This window comes from Novosphingobium sp. BL-S-20, assembly GCF_055521635.1.
In genome coordinates, this window is sequence record NZ_CM145494.1 from 2,015,595 (window position 1) to 2,030,902 (window position 15,308).

Annotated in this window: 11 protein-coding genes; 8 read left to right on the forward strand and 3 right to left on the reverse strand. The window is 63.4% G+C overall.

The window, feature by feature from the left end; translation table 11 throughout:
* Window positions 1-123: 123 nt before the first annotated feature.
* Window positions 124-1,263, reverse strand: coding sequence for a LacI family DNA-binding transcriptional regulator (locus ACZ1II_RS17070; RefSeq protein ID WP_465144813.1), 1,140 nt, complete (start codon window positions 1,261-1,263; stop codon window positions 124-126).
* 135 nt (window positions 1,264-1,398) lie between these two features.
* On the opposite strand from ACZ1II_RS17070, the gene ACZ1II_RS17075 reads away from it, so the two are divergent.
* The 7 genes from ACZ1II_RS17075 (at window position 1,399) to ACZ1II_RS17105 (ending at window position 12,069) form a co-directional block, all read left to right on the forward strand.
* Entirely contained in the window at window positions 1,399-3,825 is a 2,427-nt protein-coding gene (locus ACZ1II_RS17075; protein ID WP_465144814.1) for a glycoside hydrolase family 3 protein, read from the forward strand.
* A 94-nt stretch (window positions 3,826-3,919) separates the two neighbouring features.
* Window positions 3,920-4,858: an alpha/beta hydrolase gene (locus ACZ1II_RS17080; protein WP_465147325.1), complete on the forward strand. Its 939-nt coding sequence runs from the start codon at window positions 3,920-3,922 to the stop codon at window positions 4,856-4,858.
* Window positions 4,855-5,661 (forward strand): GDSL-type esterase/lipase family protein, encoded by an 807-nt coding sequence (locus tag ACZ1II_RS17085; protein ID WP_465144815.1) that lies wholly within the window; start codon window positions 4,855-4,857, stop codon window positions 5,659-5,661. The genes ACZ1II_RS17080 and ACZ1II_RS17085 overlap by 4 nt, the downstream gene beginning before the upstream one ends.
* Window positions 5,662-5,842: 181 nt before the next feature.
* Window positions 5,843-8,743 carry a TonB-dependent receptor gene (locus tag ACZ1II_RS17090; protein ID WP_465144816.1) on the forward strand — a complete coding sequence of 967 codons (2,901 nt, stop codon included), beginning with the start codon at window positions 5,843-5,845 and terminating at the stop codon, window positions 8,741-8,743.
* Between the two features lie 61 nt (window positions 8,744-8,804).
* Window positions 8,805-10,382, forward strand: a complete 1,578-nt coding sequence (locus tag ACZ1II_RS17095) for a tryptophan halogenase family protein (protein WP_465144817.1) — start codon at window positions 8,805-8,807, stop codon at window positions 10,380-10,382.
* A 116-nt stretch (window positions 10,383-10,498) separates the two neighbouring features.
* Window positions 10,499-11,428 carry a protein-methionine-sulfoxide reductase catalytic subunit MsrP gene (msrP, locus tag ACZ1II_RS17100; protein WP_465144818.1) on the forward strand — a complete coding sequence of 310 codons (930 nt, stop codon included), beginning with the start codon at window positions 10,499-10,501 and terminating at the stop codon, window positions 11,426-11,428.
* Between the two features lie 53 nt (window positions 11,429-11,481).
* On the forward strand, window positions 11,482-12,069 hold the full coding sequence (locus ACZ1II_RS17105; RefSeq protein WP_465144819.1) for a protein-methionine-sulfoxide reductase heme-binding subunit MsrQ: 588 nt from the start codon (window positions 11,482-11,484) through the stop codon (window positions 12,067-12,069).
* 190 nt (window positions 12,070-12,259) lie between these two features.
* Here the strand turns inward: ACZ1II_RS17105 and ACZ1II_RS17110 are convergent, their stop codons facing one another.
* Together ACZ1II_RS17110 and ACZ1II_RS17115 are read right to left on the reverse strand one after the other, a co-directional pair.
* Window positions 12,260-12,457, reverse strand: a complete 198-nt coding sequence (locus tag ACZ1II_RS17110; RefSeq protein ID WP_465144820.1) for a hypothetical protein — start codon at window positions 12,455-12,457, stop codon at window positions 12,260-12,262.
* A gap of 216 nt (window positions 12,458-12,673) precedes the next feature.
* On the reverse strand, window positions 12,674-14,191 hold the full coding sequence (locus ACZ1II_RS17115; RefSeq protein WP_465144821.1) for an amino acid permease: 1,518 nt from the start codon (window positions 14,189-14,191) through the stop codon (window positions 12,674-12,676).
* A gap of 201 nt (window positions 14,192-14,392) precedes the next feature.
* Between ACZ1II_RS17115 and panB the strand changes: the two genes are divergently transcribed.
* A complete protein-coding gene (panB, locus tag ACZ1II_RS17120) occupies window positions 14,393-15,262 on the forward strand; it encodes a 3-methyl-2-oxobutanoate hydroxymethyltransferase (RefSeq protein ID WP_465144822.1) in 870 nt (289 codons plus the stop codon).
* Window positions 15,263-15,308 lie beyond the last annotated feature (46 nt).

The following is a 15,308-nucleotide window of genomic DNA, read 5'->3' on the forward strand; positions in this document are numbered from 1 at the left end:
GATTCAGTAACCCCGATCCGATGTCGCGCAGTTCGTTATCGATACCGCTAACATAGCGGAATAGTGGCTGCAAAATAAATAGTTCGCGCGCGGATCACAGCCTCAAGAGTTCGGGCAATGCCGTCAATCGCCGGGTTCGGGAAGCCTTGCCCTGCCGATGCTATCCACAGCATCGCCCTGCATATTCGCCAATGCAGTATCCGGACGCGGCGGGGCATCGGATTGCCGCCGGACGAGCTGGTATTCGATTTCGATTCGCTGTTGCCCGATCTCGTCGCCGCGCTTGTTGCGCAGCATGGTGACGAGCAGTTCGACCGCCCGGCGGCTCATCGTGCCGATCGGCTGCCGGATCGTGGTCAGTTCCGGCCAGATCGTCGTCGCCAGCGCGACATCGTCGAACCCGCAGACGGTAAGATCGCGCGGCACGTCAAGTCCGCGACGGTGCGCGATGGCCACGGCGGCAGCGGCCATATCGTCGTTGCTGGCGAAAATGGCCGAGGGACGATCCTCCCCCGAGAGCAGTTGCTGCGCCGCATCGAGGCCCGAACGATATGTGAAGTACCCCTGCGCCACCAGCGCTTCATCGAACGCGATGCCCGCCTCCGCCAAAGCCTCGCGATACCCCTCAAGCCGCGCGCCGCTGGCCGAGAGCGCCGGATGGCCGACGATGAAGCCGATCCGGCGATGGCCAAGTTCGATCAGGTGCTCCGTCATCTCGCGCGCCGCGCTGCGGTCGTCGATCATGATGGTGGCGATGCCTTCGTGGGGCACCGCCGTCGTTACCGCGACGGTGGGGACCTTCGCCTTGCGCAGCACCGCGAGGACCTCGTTCGCCTCGTTCAGCGGCGGCGGCAGGATCACGCCGTGGACACCGCCCGCCACCATGCGCTCGACGGCCACGCAGATATCCTCCTCGTCCTCCACCTTCTGCACGACGATCTGCACGTCCGACCGCCCGGCCTCCTCCAGGCTGCCGACCACGAACGCGCTGAGGAAAGCCTCGGACGGATTCGAATAGAGCAGCCCCAACCGCAATTGCGATGCCCCGGCCAGGCTGCGGGCCGCGCGGTTCGGCGCGTAGTTCAGCTTGGCGATTGCGGCGTTCACGGTATCGAGAGTGGATTGCCGGACCTTGGGCTCGGAATTGATCACACGCGATACGGTCATGATCGAGACGCCGGCCAGCGCCGCGACGTCAGCGATCGTGGGAGCCTTGTTCCGGCGAGGTTTCGAACTGCGGCGTTTGCGCTCATTCTCGGACATGGCGCATTCTCTAACACGTCTGCCGTTCCTGCAAAGCCCGAGCCGAATGCAAGATCGGCAAATCCGGACGGCTTTATGGTAGCGCAATCATTTTTCGTCGCATAAACAGGCGCGATAGGGAATGAAGAGGATGACATGAGGCCTATCCACCGCTTGCTGCAGACTGCCGCTCTGGCTTCATGCGCGTCTGTCGCACTTGCCCAGGCCGAAGCGCCGCAAACCGCCGCTACGCCGGTGCACCCGGATCGCTGGCCCGCCTCGAAAAGCCCCGGCCTCGTCGATGCCAGGACCGAGGCGCGGATCACCGCGATCATCGCGCGGATGAGCCTGCGTGAAAAGGTCGGCCAGATGATCCAGGCCGACACCGCCTCGATCAAGCCGGAAGACCTCAAGGACTATCCGCTCGGCTCGATTCTGGCCGGCGGCAATTCACCGCCGATCGGCGCGCCGGACCGTTCGCCCGCCTCGGCCTGGGTCGCAACTTCGCGCGCGTTCAACGCTGTCGCGCTGGAAAAGCGGACCGGGCACGAGCCGATCCCGATCATGTTCGGCATCGATGCCGTGCACGGCAACAGCAATGTCGTGGGCGCCACCCTGTTCCCGCACAACAGCGCGCTCGGCGCCATGCACGATCCGGCGCTGATGCGCGAGATCGGCAAGGCGACCGCCGCCGAAACCGCCGCCTCCGGCATAGACTGGGCATTCGGCCCGACGCTTGCGGTGCCGCAGGACGACCGCTGGGGCCGTGCCTACGAAGGATACTCGGAAGACCCCGCCGTGGTCGCCTCCTATGCCGGGCCGATGGTCGAGGGACTTCAGGGCGTGCCGGGCACGCAGACGACCGTTCAGGCAGGCCACGTCGCCGCCAGCGTCAAGCACTTCCTGGGCGACGGCGGCACGCACGACGGCATCGATCAGGGCGACACCCGCGTCGACGAAGACACACTGATCCGTATCCACAACGCCGGATATCCGGCCGCCGTCAAGGCCGGGACGATGACCGTCATGGCCTCGTTCTCAAGCTGGAACGGTACCAAGATGCACGGCAACAAGGCGCTGCTGACCGATGTGCTGAAGGGCCGCATGGGCTTCGAAGGCTTCGTGGTGGGTGACTGGAACGGCCACGGCCAGATCCCCGGCTGCACCAACACCGATTGTCCGGCAACCTTCAACGCCGGTCTCGACATGGCGATGGCGCCGGACAGCTGGAAGGGGCTGTTCGATACGACCCTCGCTGCAGCCAAGGCGGGCACCATCCCGATGAGCCGCATCGACGATGCCGTGCGCCGCATCCTGCGCGTGAAGATGAAGCTCGGCCTGTTCGATGCCGCACGCCCCTTCGAGAGCAAGCCGCAGGAGATGGGCTCCGCCGCGCATCGCGCCATCGCTCGTCAGGCCGTGCGTGAAAGCCTTGTCCTGCTGAAGAACGAAGGCGTGCTGCCGATCAACACCAGCGCTACCGTACTCGTTGCAGGCGACGCAGCGGACGACATCGGCCGCCAGTCAGGTGGCTGGACGCTGTCATGGCAGGGTGACGGCAATACCAATGCCGATTTCCCCGGCGCCACCTCGATCTACACAGGCATTGCCGATGCGCTGAAGGCAGGCGGCGGCAAGGCCGTACTCTCGCCCGACGGCAGCTTCACGACCAAGCCCGATGTCGCCATCGTCGTCTTCGGCGAGGAGCCTTACGCCGAACTGCGCGGCGATATCCGCTCGCTGGAATTCCAGCCGGGCAACAAGAAGTCGCTCGCGCTGCTGAAGAAGCTGAAAGCTGCCGGAATTCCGACGGTTTCGGTCTTCCTTTCGGGCCGCCCGCTCTGGGTCAATCCGGAACTCAATGCCTCCGATGCCTTCGTCGCCGCATGGTTCCCCGGATCGGAAGGCAATGGCGTGGCCGATGTGCTGGTCGGCGGCAAGACCGACTTCCACGGCACCCTCTCCTTCTCCTGGCCGAAGACTGCCGCACAGTTCGTGCTCAACAAGGGCCAGCCGGGCTACGATCCGCTGTTCCCGCTGGGCTATGGCCTGACTTATGCCAAGCGCGGTCATGTCGCCGCGCTTGGCGAAGAACCGGGTATCGACGCTTCGGCCTCCAATTCCAGCCTGTTCGTGGTGGACGGTATCGTCGCCAAGCCGTTCCGGCTGGAGACCGGCGGTTCCGTCAGCCAGAAGCTGGTCGATAGCGCCAACCGTCAGGAAGGCGCGATCCAGCTTGCTTTCGCGAACGGCGGCAAGGCTTCCGTACTTGGCCCCAACCTCACGCTGGAGCGTGAGGCCAATGCCGATATGAACGTGGAAGTGCTGTACCGCGTCGACAAGGCGGCAACCGGTTCGGTCACGCTGGCGCTCGGTTCGGGCGCAGTGCCTATCGACACGGTTCTTGCCCGGCCGGGCCAATGGGCGTCGCTGCGCATCCCCTTGAAGTGCTTCGGCAATCACGGCACCTATCTCGGCGGGATCAGCCAGCCTTTCACGCTGAGTGCCGCAGCGCCGTTCACGATCACGATTTCGGACTTGCGCATCGCCACCGACCCGAGCGGCGCGGTCTGCCCGCAGTAAACGCAACGCCTTCAAGCAACAGGGAAACATTGCCGTGAAAGACACAACCCCGACTTCGCGCCGTGCCCTTCTGAGCGGTATTGCCGCAGCGGGCATGGCAGCAGCTGTATCGTCGAGCAAGGCCGTCGCAGGTCCGACTTCGATCGCCTATTCCGGCCCGTCGATCGCGCTCTGGCCCGGCAAGGCACCGGGCGCGCCAGCCCGCCTCCCGGTGCGCAAGGTGCAGCAGCAGAGCAAGGATGCCGCCTGGGACGACCGCTGGATCACCGGGATCGCTGCCCCCGGCCTCGAAGTGCGCCAGCCCGCCTATCGCGACGGCTCTGCGGTGATCCTGCTGCCGGGTGGCGGCTACGGCTTCCTTTCCTGGGACAACGAGGGCGAGGAACAGGCCCGCTGGCTCACCGCGCGGGGCGTCACCTGCTTCATCCTGTCTTATCGCCTGCCCGGCGAAGGCTGGGCGAAGCGAGAGACGGTGCCGCTGCAGGACGTCCAGCGCGCCGTTCGCCTTGTCCGTTCGCGTGCCGCCGAATTCGGCGTCGATCCCCGTCGCGTGGCCGTGTTGGGTTTTTCCGCGGGCGGCCATCTCGCCGGATCGATCGCCGCCCGCTTCGACGAAAAGGTCTATACACCCGTCGACAAGGCCGACACCCTCTCGGCGCGGCCCGATCTTGCCGGCATGATCTATCCGGTGGTCAGCCTCTCGCAAGCCTTCACGCATGGCGGCTCGCGCGATAACCTTCTGGGCGAAGGTGCGAGCGAGGCGATGCAACAGGCCGGATCGGTCGAGAACCGGGTCACTGCGGATACTCCGCCGGTGTTCCTCACCGCTTCCAGCGACGACGGCCTCGTGCCGATCGGCAACAGCCTCGCCATGTACGGTGCCATGCTGGCGAAACAGCGGCCGGTGGAATTCCACGGCTTCGACAAGGGCGGCCACGGCTTCGGCGCGCGCCTTGGCAGCGACACGCCCGCGCATATCTGGCCGGACCTGTTCCACGCCTACGGCAAGCGCCACGGCATCTTCACCGCATGAAAAGGCCCAAGGCCCACCTGGCCCTGCTGCTGCCCGCTGCCGCTCTGCTGATCGGCGCGGGCGAGACGCAGCATTACCAGTCCAGCCCGGAACGCCGCACCGTCACCGACACGCGCGACTGGGGCCAATGGGCCGGGCCGTTCCGGGAAAAGCTGGTGCCTTCGATGATGCAGGACTTCGGCGAGCGCTATCTCTACGCGCCCGCCAATGCCGCCCTGCCCTCGCCTACCAAGGACGAGCAACGCGTCGTTTTCATGGGCGATTCGATCACCGACATGTGGAACCTCGCCGATTATTTCCCCGGCAAGGCTTATGTGAACCGGGGGATCGGCAGCCAGGTGACGGCGCAGATGCTGGTGCGTTTCCAGCAGGACGTCATCGCCCTGAAACCCCGCGCCGTCGTCATTCTCGGAGGGGTGAACGACGTATCCGGCTTCCTCCAGATCGAGAGCGAGGATGGCATCGTCTCGAACATCGAAGCGATGGCCGATATTGCCGAGCGTCACGGAATTCGCGTGGTGCTCTGTTCGATCCTGCCGGTCACCAATACCCCTGCCGCCGATTACGTCGTTAGGGAACGCAAGCCCGAGGTGCTTCGCCGTATCAACGCCAGGCTCGAAGCATTGGCCAAGGCGCGCGGCTATGCCTTTGCGAACTACGCCCCGGCTCTCAGCGATGCGCAGGGACTGATGGCCCAGTCCTTCACCACGGACGGCGTGCATCCCCTTGCCGCCGGATACGCCCGAATGGCCCCGATCGCCCAGGCTGCCATCGACCGCGCGCTGAAGCACCGAACACGCTGAAACCCGCCGCGAACGGCGGTTTCCGCAAGGTGGCGGGCTTTCTTACCTCGACAAATGATATCGCTCACATTTTCGTTGCTCGATTAAGAGAAGTCATTTAACAGAAACATTGAAGATCGCTTCGGGCGACGTATTTTGCGGGGAGCGTCAACTCTCCTTTGCAGTGTTCAGGAGGGGAATTATGCGCAAGTTGAGCTTCCGCACGCACGCCAGTGTCATGTGTCTGGGTCTGCTTTCGGCAGGAATCGCGCCGCAGGCGATGGCACAGGACGGTGCAACGCAAGAGCCATCCGTTGCCGAAACCGACGCCATCGTCGTCACCGGCCGCCGCGCCGCGCTTCAGTCCGCAGACGACCGCAAGAAGAACGCGATCTCGATCGTCGATTCGGTCGTCGCCGATGACGCAGGTAAACTGCCCGACAACTCGATCACCGAAGTTCTTCAGCGCGTTCCCGGCGTCACGATCGTCCGCTTCCAGTCGCTGAACGATCCCGACCACTATTCCGCCGAAGGTTCGGGCATCCAGATTCGCGGTATGTCCGGCGTCGCCTCGCGCCTGAACGGCCGCGACATCTTCAGCGCCAACGGCGGCCGCTCGCTGCAGTTCAGCGACGTCACCCCCGAACTGATGCAGGCCGTCGACGTCTACAAGTCGTCCACGGCGGACCAGATCGAAGGCGGCACCGGCGGTTCGGTCGATCTGCGCACCAAGCTGCCGTTCGACTACGGTTACGGCCTGCACTTTGCCGGCAGCAGCGACATCAGCTTCGGCGATCTCTCCCAGAAGACGGACTATTCCGCTTCCGGCCTGATCGCAGGCAAGTTCGACACCGGTATCGGCGACATCGGCTTCGTGTTCGACTATGCGCACAGCCAGTTGTCGACGCAGTCGCAGTTCGTCCGCATGGAAGAGTTCTACCGGACCAACATCCAGGGCAACGACTACTTCATCCCCGGCGGCTACACCTACGGCGAGGAAAACTACCAGCGCAAGCGCGACGGTATCTATGGCGCGATCCAGTGGTCGCCCAGTTCGGACCTGACGCTGACGGGTATCTATTTCCAGTCGAAGTACAGCAACACCGACTCCGAATACGGTTCCTTCGTCACCTCGCAGAGCCTCGCGGTCGATCCCTCGCAGAGCGTGTTCGACGACAACGGCGGCCTGATCTCCTCGCCTGCGGTATTCCAGCGCGATCCCTCGACCGGGCTGGCGAACGGCGCGTCGATCCAGAGCGGCGGCACGTCCGCCTACTGGGAAGGCAAGAACAAGACCGAGGACTTCTCGGGATCGCTGCACTGGACGCCTTCCAATCTGCCGATCACGGTCGATGCTTCGTACCAGCACACCAAGTCTACCGCGACCGTCGATCGCATTTCGGTGTTCCGCACCGTCGACTTCCCGACCAGCTACGGCCTCGACCTGAGCGGCAGCCTGCCCCAGATCTCGGTGCCGGCGGGAACGGACGCCGCCCTGCTCGACCCTGCCAACTACAATTGGCAGGCAGTGATGCCGCACAACAACAACAACTCCGGCAAGATGGACTCCGCCCAGGCGGACCTGACCTATGACGTCGGGGAAGGCTTCTTCAAGTCGGTCAAGGTCGGCGGACGCTGGTCCAAGCGTACCGAACGCGATCTCGATAACGGCTATGCCTGGTCGGCGCTGGGCCAGGGCTGGAACGGTTCGCCGATCGTCTCCTTCGCCGACGGGCGTCCGGGCGACTATGAAACGCACGTCTTCAAGAACTTCTTCCGCGGCGATATCCAGCTTCCGGGAACCCAGTACTTCCCGGCGCAGGACTTCATCCGCAGCACGAGCGTTCAGGGCTTCTTCGATCTCTACGGCGGCGCGCCGGGCCGCACACCGGGCTTTATCCTGCCGGCCGACCAGACCAACTACAGCACCCAGACGCTGGCCGGTTATGCCATGGTCAACTTCGGGACCAACTGGGGTGAGTCGCAGCTGACCGGCAACGTCGGTGTGCGCGTCGTCAACGTGAAGAACGCCAGCGACGGCTCCATCATCCAGTCGGTGACCTCGTTCGAGCGCGACGGCCAGATCTATACGCTGGCGGATACCGCCAATCCCATTGCCGGCAAGGCGGAATTCACCCGCGTTCTTCCTGCGATCAACCTGACCTATTCTCCGGTCGAACCGATCAAGATTCGCGCCGCCTACAATATCACGATGGACAATGCATCGTTCTATGATCTGCGTTCACGGCAGGTCGTCGGCGTCAATTCGTCGAACCGGACGGACGGCACGACCGGGCCCAACATCTTCAACAACTACACCATCGATGCGGGCGACCCGACCCTGAAGCCGACGATGTCGAACAACTTCGACCTCTCGCTGGAATGGTATCCCAAGCCGGGCACCACCCTGCACATCGCCGGTTTCTACAAGCGCATCACCGATCTGGTCGTCTACGGCGGCGCGCCCAAGGAGTTCACCGTCACCTTTGCCGACGGAACCACCGAAACCGGCCTGGCAACGACCAACACCGCCCGCACATCGGACAAGGCGGCGACGGTCAAGGGTATCGAGCTGGGCGCTCGTACGTTCCTCGACCAGCTTCCGGGCTGGCTCGCGGGCATCGGCGTGGAGGCGAACTACACCTTCATCGACAGCAAGAACCCGGGCGATCTCTATTTCGACATCGACGGCGTCCAGCGCAACGACGTCCCGCTCAAGGGGCTTTCGAAGCACAACCTGAACGCGGCGTTCCTCTACGAAAAGGACCCGTTCTCGCTGCGCGTCGCCTATAGCTGGCGTTCTAAATACCTGCAGTCGACCACGGCAAGCGGCACGAACAATACCTACACCTACTACGATGCTGCTGGTGTGGGCACGAGCATCGCGACCAACCTGCCGGTCTATGGCGCCAGCTACGGCACGCTGGACGCGGGCCTGACGCTGCGAGTCAACGAGAACATCAATGTCCAGCTTCAGGCGCAGAACATTCTCAACGCCACGCAGAAGACCTTGATGGGCGGCAACCCCAGCGGCACCCTCTACGGACGCAGCTGGTTCCAGAGCGACCGTCGTTACCGAATGGGTATCAACGTCACGTTCTGATAATCATAGTTCGGGCGGGCCAGACGGTCCGCCCGATCCACATCGGGGAGCATGTGGTTCGATGGTTGCCAAGGCGAAGCGGGTTCTCGTGGTGGGCGGCGGTACGGCGGGCTGGCTGACGGCCGGCTATCTCGCCAGGATGCTGGGCGCCGATCTTCCCGGCGGGATAACCATCACCCTTGTCGAATCTCCCGAAATCGGCATCATCGGCGTCGGCGAAGGTACTTTCCCGACCATCCGCCGCACGCTGGAACGCATCGGCGTGCGCGAGAAGGACCTGCTGCGCCGCTGCGAGGCGACCTTCAAGCAGGGCGTGAAGTTCGTCGACTGGCTCCATCCGGCCGGACATGGCGGCAGCGACAATTATCTCCATGGCTTCCAGGAAGCGGACGACCGCAGCGGAGGTCCCGAATATCTCCCCTACTGGCTGCTTGGCGAAGCGGGCGACATGCCGTGGGACGAGGCCAGTACCCCGCAAAAGCGCACGGTGGATGCCCTGCGCGGGCCGAAGCTGGCGACCCATCCCGAATATGCCGGGGTGCTGAACTACGCTTTCCATTTCGACGCCGCCGCGCTTGCGGAACTGCTCCGCGACCAGAGCGTCGCCAACGGCGTCACCCATATGGCCGATACCGTGCAGGAAGTGCTCTGCACGCCGGACGGAGCGATTGCCGGTGTTCTCACGCAGAAGAACGGCCTGCTGGAAGCCGATCTCTATATCGACTGCACGGGTTTCCGGGCAGAACTGATCGGCAAGGCACTGGGGCAGAAGTGGAAGAGCTGCACCGAAATCCTGTTCTGCGACAGTGCCATCGCCGCCCAGGTACCCTACGATGAACCGACGGCCCCGATCCAGTCCAGCACCCTGTCGACAGCGCGCGAGGCCGGTTGGATCTGGGACATCGGCCTGCAGACCCGGCGCGGCACGGGCTACGTCTATTCATCGGCTCACTGCGATCCCGAGCAGGCGGAGCGGACCCTGCGCAGCTATCTCGGCGCGCAGGGCGAAATGGCAACGACCCGCCGGTTGCAGTTCAACGCCGGATACCGCGAGGTGAACTGGCACAAGAACTGTGTGGCCGTGGGACTTTCCAGCGGGTTCTTCGAACCGCTCGAAGCGACGGGCATCGTCTTTTCCGAAATCGCTGCCGGTGCGATAGCCAACTTGTTCCCCTGGGCCGGAGACTACGAAACTTCCGCCCGCCAGTTCAACGCGGTGATGCTGGAACGCTACGAGCGGGCGCGCGATTTCCTGAAAATGCACTACAGCCTGACCCGGCGACGCGACACCGATTTCTGGATCGACAACGTGCGCGCCGAAACGATCCCGGACAGTCTGAACGAACTGCTTGACCGCTGGCGGCACCGCCCCCCGAACGAGAAGGATTTCAATCCGAATATCGACATCTTCCCGGCGACAAGCTGGCAATGCGTGCTCTACGGCATGGGTTGGCAGACGGATCTCTCGGCGAAAGCCAGTATCATGCGCCTTCGTTCCGAAGCCCGTCAGGCATTCGAGCAGGTCAGGCGTCAAAGCGACTTCGCGGTCGGCAATCTTCCCGAGAACCGGGAGCTTTTGCGTCAGATGCTCAAGGACGATGAACCCGCGACCATCAGAGCTTTTGCGAATACGCGGTGATGAGCGACGCAATCGGTTCGGAACGGTTGCGCGCCGAGTGCGCACGGGTTCACGTTGATCAGGCGTTGTTCATCACGGTGGGCTAGTCTCGATCCGCTACGGCAAAGGATCATTCCATGCTGATCGGGAACGCCCCTGACCTCCGAGACCGCGATGTCACGGATCATGGTCTTTATCTGAAAAGGCGGCAATTCATTGCCGGTGCGGCCGGTCTCGGTCTTGCGGCTTGCAGTGGAAGCGGCACGGCTTCGGCCGCGGCACTCAAATTCAGGCCAAACCGGATGCCCATCGACGAAGCCCGGACGCCGATGGACGATGTAACCGGCTATAACAATTTCTACGAATTCGGGACCGGCAAGGAAGATCCGGCGAAATTCGCGGGCATGATGCGCACCCGGCCCTGGACGGTCGTCATCGATGGGCTGTGCGACCGGCCCGGTCGCTACGCAATCGACGATCTCATCAAGCGCTTTCCGCTGGAAGAACGAATATATCGCATGCGCTGCGTCGAGGCCTGGTCGATGGTCATTCCGTGGGTCGGCTTTCCCCTTGCCAGCCTGATCAAGGCCGTCGGCCCCAAGAGCGGGGCAAAGTTCGTCGCTTTCGAAACCCTGCGCGATCCGCGCCAGATGCCCGGGCAGCGTGGCTCCGTGATCCAGTGGCCTTATCGCGAAGGCTTGCGGCTGGACGAAGCGCTCCATCCGCTCACGCTGCTGGCGGTCGGACTCTATGGCCAGACCCTGCCCAACCAGAACGGTGCGCCGATCCGGCTGGTGGTTCCCTGGAAGTACGGTTTCAAGGGGATCAAATCGATCGTGCGTATCCGCTTTACCGACAGCCGGCCGCAGACAAGCTGGCAGATGCTGGCGCCGCGCGAATACGGGTTTTACGGGAATGTGAATCCCGCCGTGGACCATCCGCGCTGGTCGCAGGCCAAGGAGCGCCGCATCGGCGAATTCTTCCGTCGCAAGACTCTGCCGTTCAACGGCTATGGCGAGCAAGTGGCGAACCTCTATCGCGGGCTTGACCCGCGCCAGCTCTTCTGATGGCTCGGAAAGAGCGGCCCGTCAGGCGGCCCGTCAGACTGGGGCTGGAATCGGTGCTTGTCTGGCTGCTGTGCGCTGCACCGCTGCTGCTGATCCTGTGGTGGGGCTTCACGGGCGATCTCACAGCCAATCCTGTCGAATTTGTGCTGCGCGAACTTGGGCTTTGGAGCCTGCGCTTCCTGTGCCTGACGCTGGCCGTGACGCTGGTTGCCAGGTACGCCGGGATGCCGCGCCTGATGCGCTATCGGCGGCGTATCGGTCTATGGGCGTTTGCCTATGTAACGCTTCATCTTTTGACTTATGTCGTGATCGCCCACGAATTCGACTGGGCTGAAATCGCCACCGACATCGCCAAGCGTCCCTACATCACCATCGGCATGGGCGCCTTCGCTTTGCTGGTGCCTCTCGCCGTGACTTCGGCGAATGCAGTACGCCGCAAGATGACGCCGCGAGCATGGCGACGGCTTCACCGCTTGGTCTACCTCATCGCCGTGATGGGGGTGATCCATTATTTCCTGCTGGTAAAGGCAGATACCAGCAGTCCTTTGCTTTACGGTGGAATTGTGGCCGCTCTCTTGGCCGCACGGATATCGTCAAGGACTCCCGCCAAGGCCGTGCGAAGCCATCTTTTCCAGCAATAGTTGAATATCGCGCGTTCATGGCCCTGCCTGCGGTTTTACTGCGGGCAAGGCTCGCCTCGGGGCAATATGCGAGAGCGAAGGAACCTGCAGTCCGACGGCAGCAGCCCGATGATCGTCAGTGCGATCGACTGCGGGTGACACTTGCCGGAAACCGCCCGATAAGCCGCCAGGATGGCCGGCTCTGCGCCAATCATTCCATCATCGCGAAAAGCGCCCAGGCGAGCGCGGTGGCCCCGCAGAACAGCGGCCAGGACCAGTAGAGTTCATGCCCCTGATAGAATGTATGCGTGATCGCCAGAACGCCGCCGCTCGAACCTTGCGCACCGATGACCGTGGAAACGATCCAGGTCAGCAAAAAGCCTGGGATCAACGCCTTGATAGCCGACATGATGGTGCCCGATTTTTGGATAGCCCTGTCGGAATTATCGCAACGAGAAGTAAATTTCCTCTTATGCCGCCACGGGACAAGCCTGTGGATAACGATGGCACATCCTGTGCAGTCCCGGAGGATAGTTTGCGGACGGTATCGGGATAGCTTCGCGAGCAGACCAAGAAAAAGGGGAGCGCGATGGCTCCCCTTTCCTGTTCGCGATGAGACGTCCGATCAGACCGGCGGAACCGGCTGCGGCGGCGCGTCGGCATCGACCTCGTGGGTTTCGACCACCCCGCGGCCGACGTGGCTGCGCGACCGGCTGTAGCTGTAATAGACGATCAGACCGAGGATCGCCCAGCCCACGAACAGGCCGATGGTCTGCGCGGAAAGGCTGAAGAACAGGTAGACGCAGCCGAGGATCGCCAGCGGCGCGGTCAGCATGATGCCCGGCGTGCGGAACGGGCGCTTGCGCGCCGGATCGGTCTTGCGCAGCACCATGACTGCGATCGACACGGCCGCGAAGGCAAACAGCGTGCCGGAGTTCGACACGTCCGCCAGCAGGCCGACCGGGAAGAACGCGGCGAACAGCGTGACGAACAGGCCGGTCAGCAAAGTGATGACATGCGGCGTGTGGAAGCGCGGATGCACCTTGGAGAAGAACTCGGGCAGCAGACCGTCGCGGCTCATCACGAAGAAGATGCGGGTCTGGCCGAACATCATCATCAGGATGACCGAGGGCAGCGCGATGATCGCCGCTGCACCGACCAGCCAGCCGACGAAGGGATAGCCGACCTGGCGCAGGGTCCAGGCGAGCGCCTCCTTCGAGCAGACGACGGCATTCTCGTGAATGGCGGCGCAGGCCTGCGACAGCTCCGGCGTGCCCGGAGAAAGTGCCTCGCCGTGGGCGCCGAGCACCGGCTGTGCGCCGACGGTGCCGATCACACCCGAGGCGACCAGCATGTAGAAGATCGTGCAGATGCCAAGGCTGCCTATCAGGCCGATCGGCATGTTGCGCTGCGGATTCTTGGTCTCTTCGGCAGCGGTCGAAACCGCGTCGAAACCGACATAGGCAAAGAAGATCGACGCTGCGGCGCTGGAAATGCCCGCGAATCCGAGCGGTGCGAAGGGCGTGAACTGGCCGCTCTTGATGACCGGAATCGTCAGGACCACGAACATGACGAGTGCCAGGATCTTGATGCCCACGAGCACCGCGTTGACTGTGGCGCTTTCCTTGGTGCCCTTGATCAGCAGCGCGGTGACCGCCGCCGCGATCAGCATCGCCGGAATGTTGATGATGCCGCCGTCGAACGGTCCGCGCACGAAATCGAGCGGGATGTTCATTCCGAAGCTGCTGTTCAGCCAGCCCACGAAGTACCCCGACCAGCCGACCGAAACCGCGCCTGCGGCGATCGCGTATTCGAGGATCAGAGCCCAGCCGACCATCCAGGCGACGGTCTCGCCCATGACGGCGTAGCTGTAAGTATAGGCGGAACCCGAAACCGGGACCATCGCCGCCATTTCGGCGTAACAGAGTGCCGCCACGCCGCAGACGAACCCGGCGATGACGAAGGAGAGCATCATGCCGGGACCGGCCTTCTGCGCGGCTTCGGCGGTGAGAACGAAAATACCCGTACCGATAACGGCACCGATTCCGAGCATGGTGAGCTGGAAGGCGCCGAGCGACCTGTGAAGAGATTTCTTTTCCGCCGTCGCCAGAATGGCGTCGAGCGGCTTTACGCGTCCGAACATGCGGTGGACCCCCGAATTTTGTATGGCGCGACGCTAGCGGGCTGCGTCGGCATGGCAAGCCCTATTGCCATTGGTTCTTCACAATTACGGAAACTGGACCAGCCGACGGGCCCAATCGGCCATCTGGTTTCGTTATTTTCACGGCCCGCAATGAAAATGCGCTTTTGCGCATCTTCCAACCCCACGCTAGAAGCCTTCCCCATGTCCACGACCTTCCAGCTCGACACCGCGACCAGTCGCGCGAACCCCACCCCGACGCCGATGAAGCGCCTGACGGTCCCCGCCATCCAGCGCCGCAAGGTCGAGGGCAAGACGGCCGAGCCGCTGGTCATGCTGACCGCCTATACCGCACGTCAGGCCCAGATTCTCGACGAACATTGCGACATGCTGCTCGTCGGGGATTCGCTGGCCCAGGTAATCTACGGACTGCCTTCCACCCTGCCCGTCACGCTCGACATGATGATCGCCCACGGCGCCGCGGTCGTGCGCGGCAGCTATCATTCGCTCGTCGTCGTCGACATGCCTTTCGGTTCCTACGAACAAAGCCCGCAGCAGGCCTTCGCTTCGGCCTCGCGCCTGATGGCCGAGACCGGCTGTGCCGCAGTGAAGCTCGAAGGCGGCGTCGCCATGGCCGAGACCATCGCCTTCCTCACCCAGCGCGGGATTCCCGTCATGGCCCATATCGGCCTGACCCCGCAGGCGGTGAACGCGCTCGGCGGTTACGGCGCGCGTGGCCGCAGCCAGGAAGAGCATGCCAAGATCATCTCGGACGGCAAGGCCGTGGCGGGTGCAGGCGCCTTTTCGGTCGTCGTCGAGGGCGTGCTCGAACCGATCGCGGTATCGCTCACCCACAGCCTCGACATTCCGGTGATCGGTATCGGCGCCTCGGCCCAGTGCGACGGCCAGGTCCTCGTCGCCGAGGATATGCTGGGCATGTTCGACCGCGTGCCGCGCTTCGTGAAGCGCTATGCCGACATGGCCGGGCTGGTCTCGGAAGCGGCAGCGAAATATGCCGAGGAAGTGCGCGCCCGCAATTTCCCCGGACCGGAACAGACGTACCAGCCTAAGTAAGGGCGACAGCGTGAGAGCCTCCGTATCCAGGAGGCTCTCCGCCCGT

What these genes read in the sequence shown, in the direction of transcription:
- ACZ1II_RS17075 (WP_465144814.1), top strand. Translation starts at nt 1,399, where the DNA reads ATGAGGCCTATCCACCGCTTGCTGCAGACTGCCGCTCTGGCTTCATGC.
- ACZ1II_RS17115 (WP_465144821.1), bottom strand. Translation starts at nt 14,191, where the DNA reads ATGTTCGGACGCGTAAAGCCGCTCGACGCCATTCTGGCGACGGCGGAA.
- ACZ1II_RS17080 (WP_465147325.1), top strand. Translation starts at nt 3,920, where the DNA reads ATGGCAGCAGCTGTATCGTCGAGCAAGGCCGTCGCAGGTCCGACTTCG.
- msrP (WP_465144818.1), top strand. Translation starts at nt 10,499, where the DNA reads ATGCTGATCGGGAACGCCCCTGACCTCCGAGACCGCGATGTCACGGAT.
- ACZ1II_RS17085 (WP_465144815.1), top strand. Translation starts at nt 4,855, where the DNA reads ATGAAAAGGCCCAAGGCCCACCTGGCCCTGCTGCTGCCCGCTGCCGCT.
- ACZ1II_RS17090 (WP_465144816.1), top strand. Translation starts at nt 5,843, where the DNA reads ATGCGCAAGTTGAGCTTCCGCACGCACGCCAGTGTCATGTGTCTGGGT.
- ACZ1II_RS17070 (WP_465144813.1), bottom strand. Translation starts at nt 1,263, where the DNA reads ATGTCCGAGAATGAGCGCAAACGCCGCAGTTCGAAACCTCGCCGGAAC.
- ACZ1II_RS17095 (WP_465144817.1), top strand. Translation starts at nt 8,805, where the DNA reads ATGGTTGCCAAGGCGAAGCGGGTTCTCGTGGTGGGCGGCGGTACGGCG.
- panB (WP_465144822.1), top strand. Translation starts at nt 14,393, where the DNA reads ATGTCCACGACCTTCCAGCTCGACACCGCGACCAGTCGCGCGAACCCC.
- ACZ1II_RS17110 (WP_465144820.1), bottom strand. Translation starts at nt 12,457, where the DNA reads ATGTCGGCTATCAAGGCGTTGATCCCAGGCTTTTTGCTGACCTGGATC.